Below are 7063 nucleotides of genomic sequence, written 5' to 3'. Positions count from 1 at the left end.
GCGCCGCGGAGGTGCGCCGCATCATCGACGAGACCCGCGCCCAGATGGGGGCGTAACAGGCGAGCGCATCTCCCACCCAACGCCCCCGTGGTGCCACGTGCGCCGAGGGGGGCGTTCACGTAAGGGGGATTCACGTAACCGCCACACCTCATATCGTTCGCGGATTGATGCGGACGGGTGAACGAAGGGTGTACGCGCTGGTTCTTTGTCTCGCATACCATGAGAATGTCGCAACAGCGTGCGTCAGCAAGGGAGAGAGGTTCATCATGAAGTTCTTTATCGACACAGCAGACCTCGACGAGATCAGGCAGGCCGAGAGCTGGGGAGTTCTCTCGGGAGTCACCACCAACCCGTCGCTCTATGCCAAGACCGGCGGCAAGCTTGCGGACTTCGAGGACCACATGGTCAAGATCTGCGAGCTCTGCGAGGGGCTGCCCGTCTCGGCGGAGTCCCAGGCCAAGACGACCGAGGGCATGATCGCAGACGGCGAGCACCTTGCCTCGCTCGCACCCAACATCGTGGTCAAGCTGCCCATCTGCGAGGAGAGCCTGCCTGCGACTCATGCGCTTGCCAAGGAGGGCATCCGCGTCAACATGACGCTCGTCTTCTCGGCGCCCCAGGCACTGCTCGCCGCATCTGCCGGCGCCCGCTACATCAGCCCCTTCGTCGGCCGCTTCGATGACATCGGAGATGACGGCATCCAGCAGCTTGCGACCGTGGTGCAGTGCGTAAAGAACTACACCTACGGCTACTGGGACGAGGAGGGCGGGCCCGAGATCATCACGGCCTCCGTGCGCACGCCCAACCACGTGACACAGGCGGCGCTTCTCGGCGCCGACATCGCCACCGTGCCCTTCTCTGCACTCAAGAAGTGCGTGAGGCATCCGCTTACCGTTGAGGGACGCACAAAGTTTGATGCCGATTGGGCTAAGGTAGTCGAGGAGCAGGCCTAGACGGCTGCAGCGACTGCGCGAGAGGAGATGCATGAGCACTGTGAGATCGACGCACGAGGTGAAGCTCCTTGCCAACTCGATGCGTCACGACATTATCACCATGGTGTCAAAGGCCAAGTCAGGACACCCTGGCGGCTCGTTGTCCTGCACGGACATCCTTGCCACGCTCTTTCTCACCGGTGTCATGAACTATGACGAGCATGACCCCAAGAGCCCGGATCGCGACATCCTGATCCTCTCCAAGGGCCACGCAGCACCCGCGCTCTATGCCGCCTTCCACCAGATTGGTTGGGTGCGTGATGACGAGCTGGGAACGCTTCGCCAGCTTGGCACGCGCCTGCAGGGGCATCCAGACGGGCATGCCCTCCCAGGGGTGGAGGTCTGCTCGGGCTCCCTTGGCCAGGGCCTGTCCGTCTCCGCCGGTGCCGCGTTAGGCTTTCTCGCGGACGCCCCGGAGGGCGCCCGCCCGCGCCACGTGTTCTGCGTGTGTGGCGACGGTGAGCTGCAGGAGGGCTCAAACTGGGAGGCGCTGATGTTTGCCCCCAACCACAGCCTCTCCAACCTCACCATGTTCCTTGACCTTAACAACCTGCAGATTGATGGCGACGTGCGCAAGGTCAACTCCCTTGGCGACATTGACGCCAAGCTTGCGGCATTTGGCTGGCATGTCATCCACACCGATGGCCACGACGTCGAACGCCTGCGCGCTGCGGTTGAGGAGGCGCTTGCCTTCTCGGCGGCACCTACGGCCATCGTATGCGACACCGTCAAGGGCAAGGGCGTCTCGTTCATGGAGAATGAGGCGGGATGGCACGGCAAGGCACCCAACGAGGAAGAGACCGCGCTTGCGCTGGCCGACCTCGATGCGGAGCGCGCCCAGATCGAGAAGGAGGCCTAGCCATGGGCAAGAGGGCAACACGCGAAGCCTTTGGTGAGACGCTCATCGAACTGGCAGACGAGGGGCTTAACGTCTGCGCGGTCGACGCCGACCTTGCAGGGTCCACCACCACCAACAAGCTCGAGAAGGCCTACCCCGACCGCTTTGTGGACGTGGGCATCGCCGAGCAGGACATGATTGGCGTGGCCTCGGGCCTCGCTCTTACCGGGCGCATTCCGTTCACGGCATCGTTTGCCGTGTTTGGCGTTGGCCGCTGCTACGACCAGATCAGAAATACCGTCTGCGACTCCAACCTCAACGTGAAGGTGTGCCCCACGCACGCCGGCATCACGGTGGGCGAAGACGGTGCGACACACGAGATGCTCGAGGACATCGGCATGATGCGGGCCCTTCCCAACATGCGTGTCCTGGTGCCGGCAGACTACCGTGCTGCCAAGGCCGCCATTCGCATTGCCGCAACCACGCCCGGTCCCGTCTACGTGCGCATGGGTCGCCACAAGGTGCCCGAGGTCTACGATGAGCCCTTCGTGGGCGGCCTCCCGTACGCGGGCGTGCTGCGCGAGGGTGCCGACGTCACCATTCTTGCCTGTGGCGTCGAGGTGGCCCAGTCGCTGGCAGCTGCGGACATCTTGGCGCAGGGCGGCATATCCGCCGAGGTCATTGACGTATTCTCGGTGAAGCCGCTCGCAGAGGACGTTATACTCGCGTCTGCCGAGAAGACCGGTCGCGTCGTGACGGTTGAGGAGCACCTGGTCGATACGGGCATGGGCTCTGCCGTGGCAGCGCTTCTTGCCGAGAAGAGGCCCACGCCCATGCACCTGGTGGGCATGAGGGGCTTTGGCACCTCTGCTCCCGGAGACGTGTTGCTCGAACACTTTGGCCTTGACGGCGCAGGCGTTGCCCGCCAGGTCGAGGGGTTTGTCCGCCCGTAGCAAAGGAATGGCAGGTACGTCCGGGAGGGCGCGCGACGGCACAGGAGTCGTCGCGCGCCCCTGTTTGCGGTTTATGGCTGCATTTCCTGTGGCCTTCTCGTGGCCTCTATCTGCGTGTTCTCTGTTCGTGCGATGCGACTCGAACGTGGGTAACACAGCGCTTGGTATCATGGTGCATGTATCTGCATCTGCTAGCCAGAAGAAGGAGCTTCCGTGGCCAACCACTTTCGCAGCACAGAGCGACAGGGGTCGGATGGGGACGGTATGAGGCTTGTACCCCCTAACGAGCATATCGTGAACAATGTTCCGGACATCGAGCCCGTCGAGAGCGCTGACGGTGCGCAGGCGTCCGCTGCCCCCGAAGATGCACCCGAGGCAGTCCATGTTGTCACGGCGTCCGAACCCGCTGATTCCACGAGCGAGCAGCACTCCCACACGAGCGTCTTTGCATCTCTCGCAAGTGATGACGCACCCGTGACGCCGCGCACCGGCACGCCCACCATCTCGTGCAGGAATGTGTCGCTCATCTATCCGGCGCAGCCCAACAAGCCCGCCCTTGATGGCGTGAGCCTTGACATCTATCCCGGTGAGTTCGTCTTTATCGTGGGCCACTCTGGCTCGGGCAAGTCGTCGCTACTGCGCCTCATCACCTGCGAGCGACGTGCGACCTCCGGTCAGGTGCTTGTTGCCGGCCAGGACCTCACCAAGCTCAAGAACAGCAAGGTCCCATACCTGCGCCGCCAGATTGGTACTGTCTACCAGGACTTCAAGCTCCTGCCGGACAAGACGGTCTATGAGAACGTCGCTTTCGCGCTTGAGTGTATAGGCAAGCCGCGCGCCGTTGTCAACGTGCAGGTTCCCGAGGTGCTTCGCCTCGTGGGCCTTGCCGAGAAGCAAGACAACTACCCCGACCAGCTCTCCGGTGGCGAGCAGCAGCGCGTCTCCGTGGCAAGGGCCATGGTCAACCGCCCGCCGCTGCTCATTTGCGACGAGCCTACGGGCAACCTCGACCCGGCCATCTCGCTGGGCATCATGAAGCTGCTCGACCGCATTAACCGCGAGGGCACGACCGTGGTCATGGCAACCCACGACCGCGAGATGGTCGACTCCATGCGCAAGCGCGTTATTGCGCTGGAGGCCGGTCATGTTGTCCGCGACCAAGAGAAGGGGGGCTACGGCTACTATGGTGCCCTCTAACTTCACCTACTCGCTACGCGAGGCAGGCCATCACTTCCGCAGGAACTGGTCGACGGTGCTTGGCGCAATCGTGACCATCTTCCTCTCGCTCTTCATCATCGGAGCGTTCGCGCTCGCCTCCAACGTGCTGGGCAACATGGTGGGCAGCGTTGAGGACAAGGTCACCATCCAGGCCTTCCTTGCCGACGATGCCGACCAGGCCACCGTCCAGCAGCTTCAGACCGAGATCGAAGGCTGGGACAACGTCGAGTCCGTCACGTACCACAGCAAGGAAGAGAACCTCGAGACGTACCGCACCTCGATGTCGCAGAAGAACGCCTCTGATGCCGTGGCTGCGCTCGATGGCCAGAATCCCATTCCGGCTTCGCTCGTAATCAAGCTCTCGGACCCTCAGCAGGTCGAGAGTACGGCCGAGCGCCTTATCGCCGACGAGACCTTCAAGTCTGTCTGCGATACGCCCGGCAGCCCCTCAAGCGATGTCCAGTACGGTCGCGGCACCGTCGAGAAGCTCTTCTCGCTCACTAACGTGGTGCGTGTTGCTGCCGTCGTGCTCGTCGCGCTTCTCATCTTTGTGGCGTTCGTGTTCATCAACAACACGATTCGTCTCGCCATCACCGCTCGCCGCAGGGAGATTGCCATCATGCGCCTGGTGGGCGCGTCGAACGGTTTCATACGAGGGCCCTTCATCATGGAGGGTACGCTGGAGTCGCTCATCGGTGCGGGCCTTGCCATCATCGCGCTTGCGGCTGGCATGAGCTACGTGATGCCCAGGCTCGAGAACAGCCTCAAGTTCCTCTCGTTCTACGTGTCGCCCGAGGCGCTCTACCTCACCTATGGCGGCCTTCTGGTGCTGGGCGTTATCATCGGTCTCTTCAGCTCCGCCATTGCCATGAGGCGCTACCTCAAGGTCTAGCGGGGGCGCTATAGAATCTCTGACAGAAGGGGCGGTGCGGCTTTGTTCGCGCCGCCCCGCTTTCAAGGAGGACGCATGGGCAGAAGACGTCCTGGCGCAAGGCACGGAGGCAATCACCGGTGCGGAGGTGGGAAGGCGGCCAAGCGGCGCTCCCCCACGCTTGCCGGCACGCTGCGTGTGCTGCGGCCCGGCATGGCCACGGTCGAGACGGCCGAGGGGACGTTTCGCGTTGCTCGCCGAGGACTGCGCGAGGCCATGAATGGCGATGAGGTTACGGTCTCTGTCTTTCCTGTACGTGGCGACGAGAAGGTTGCGCTGGTCCAGGGTGTCATAACGCGGGCACAGACCACCTTTCTTGGTCGCTTTGAGCAGGCGGGGCCGCTGGGTGCCGTGGTGCCGCTCGACGCCCGTCTGGGCCGCGACTTCTTTGTGGTCCCGGAGGACAACCCTCCCGTGCGCCTTGGCGTGGGGGAGGGTGACGTGGTTGTTGCTCGCATTGTGGAATACCCTACGCGCAACAGTGCTGCAGTGGTGACGCTTGAGCGTCGCGTGGGCTCTTCGGATGAGCTTGACCTCAACATAGAGTCGGTCATCGCCTCCTATGGGCTGGCCACGGAATTCCCGGCAGCGGCACTTGCCCAGGCAGGGTCCATTCGCGCGGATGTCGAAGGTGCGCTTGAGCGCGATTGCACCCGTCGTGACCTGCGCTCGCTTCGTTGTGTGACCATCGATCCCGTCGATGCGCGCGACTTCGATGACGCGGTCTTTGCCACGCGGCTGTCAGGTGGGGGCTTCGAGCTGTGGGTCCACATTGCCGATGTGACGCACTACGTAGGCTGGGACACTCCCATCGACCATGAGGCCAAGCGCCGTACCTGCTCGGCTTATCTTGTCGACCGCGTGCTGCCCATGCTTCCGGAGCGCCTCTGCAACGACGTGTGCTCGCTTAAGCCGGGAGAGGACCGCCTGACCATGAGCGTGCATATGAAGCTCGACGCCGCTGGCAACCTCATCTCGGCTACAGCCATGAACTCGGCGGTACGGTCGACCGGGCGGCTTGACTACGACACCGTGGATAACTTGCTCCAGGGTCGCGTGGATGCCTCGGTGCTGCACGACGATTCGACGGATGCCGTCGCCCTGGAAGATGCCCTGCGCACGCTCGATTGCATCCGGGGCCTTCGCGAGCGCATACGTCAGGAGCGTGGGTCCATCGACTTCGATACCGTTGAGCCCAAGGTGGTCCTGGACGAGGAGGGGCATCCCACGAGTGTGACCGTGCGTACGCGCACACGGGCAACGGGGCTGGTGGAGGAGGCGATGCTTCTCGCCAATGAGTCTGTTGCCCGGATGCTTGCAGACCGTGAGGTGCCCTGCGCCTACCGCGTGCACGAGCGTCCGTCGCCGGAAGACCTCCGCGCAACGGTGCGCCCCCTCATGGAACTGGGGCTTATTGGGGGGAACGACCAGCGAGACGCTCTCATCGCAGGTGAGCCTGCGGCGATAAACGCCGTGCTGGACGCAGCCCGTGGGACCACCGGCGAGTACCTTGCGAGCGCCCTGCTCCTCCGTGCGCAGAAGCGCGCGGTCTACCTTCCGACCAACCAGGGCCACTACGCGCTTGGGGCACGGGCGTACTGCCACTTCACCTCGCCCATCAGGCGCTATCCGGACGAGCTGGTGCATCGTGCGCTCAAGGCGCTTCTCGCTGGGGCGCTCGGGAGCTGTGAGCAGGAAAACATAGCGAGCCAGCTACCGCAGCTTTGCGCTACCTGCTCGCAGATGGAGCGCGCGGCGGATGGGGCCGCGCGGGACAGCCAGCGCATCAAGATGGCCGAGCTCTACGCCGACCACGTGGGTGAGGTCTTCTCGGGCGTGGTCTGCGGCTGCGAGCGCTTTGGCCTCTTCGTGATGCTCGACGACACCTGCGCTGAGGGGCTTCTTCCCGCGCGTGCCCTTGGCGGCGAGTGGCTCGAGTACGACGAGGACCGCATGACACTTATCGGCGAGGAATCGGGGCGTGTGTGGGGGTTGGGCACGCGCGTGCGCGTGGTGGTCACCGAGACCGATGTCCCACGCGGCAGGATAGACTTCGCGCTCGCCGACGCGCGTGGTGACGCGCGATAATGGGAAGACTATCGGGCAGCGTATATGCCGCGCACCTCGCGCG

General features: G+C 63.7%; 6 protein-coding genes. All 6 read left to right on the top strand.

All coding sequences use genetic code 11. The features are described from left to right. Positions 1-266: 266 nt before the first annotated feature. A complete protein-coding gene (locus ACO59D_RS06155; RefSeq protein ID WP_130811438.1) occupies positions 267-953 on the top strand; it encodes a transaldolase family protein in 687 nt (228 codons plus the stop codon). Positions 954-984: 31 nt separating this feature from the next. Continuing rightward, the gene (locus tag ACO59D_RS06150) at positions 985-1851 is read left to right on the top strand and encodes a transketolase (RefSeq protein WP_130811437.1); all 867 of its coding nucleotides are present in this window, start codon (positions 985-987) and stop codon (positions 1849-1851) included. Between the two features lie 2 nt (positions 1852-1853). Next, positions 1854-2783 (top strand): transketolase family protein, encoded by a 930-nt coding sequence (locus tag ACO59D_RS06145; RefSeq protein ID WP_485126221.1) that lies wholly within the window; start codon positions 1854-1856, stop codon positions 2781-2783. Positions 2784-3047: 264 nt separating this feature from the next. After that, positions 3048-3980 (top strand): cell division ATP-binding protein FtsE, encoded by a 933-nt coding sequence (ftsE, locus tag ACO59D_RS06140; RefSeq protein ID WP_485126220.1) that lies wholly within the window; start codon positions 3048-3050, stop codon positions 3978-3980. Then, positions 3967-4893 (top strand): permease-like cell division protein FtsX, encoded by a 927-nt coding sequence (gene ftsX, locus ACO59D_RS06135; protein WP_130811680.1) that lies wholly within the window; start codon positions 3967-3969, stop codon positions 4891-4893. The genes ftsE and ftsX overlap by 14 nt, the downstream gene beginning before the upstream one ends. 75 nt (positions 4894-4968) lie before the next feature. Next, on the top strand, positions 4969-7020 hold the full coding sequence (gene rnr, locus ACO59D_RS06130; protein ID WP_485126219.1) for a ribonuclease R: 2052 nt from the start codon (positions 4969-4971) through the stop codon (positions 7018-7020). The last annotated feature ends 43 nt before the right edge of the window (positions 7021-7063 follow it).

It is taken from the genome of Tractidigestivibacter sp. (assembly GCF_057241865.1).
This window is presented reverse-complemented; position numbering and strand designations above follow the sequence as displayed.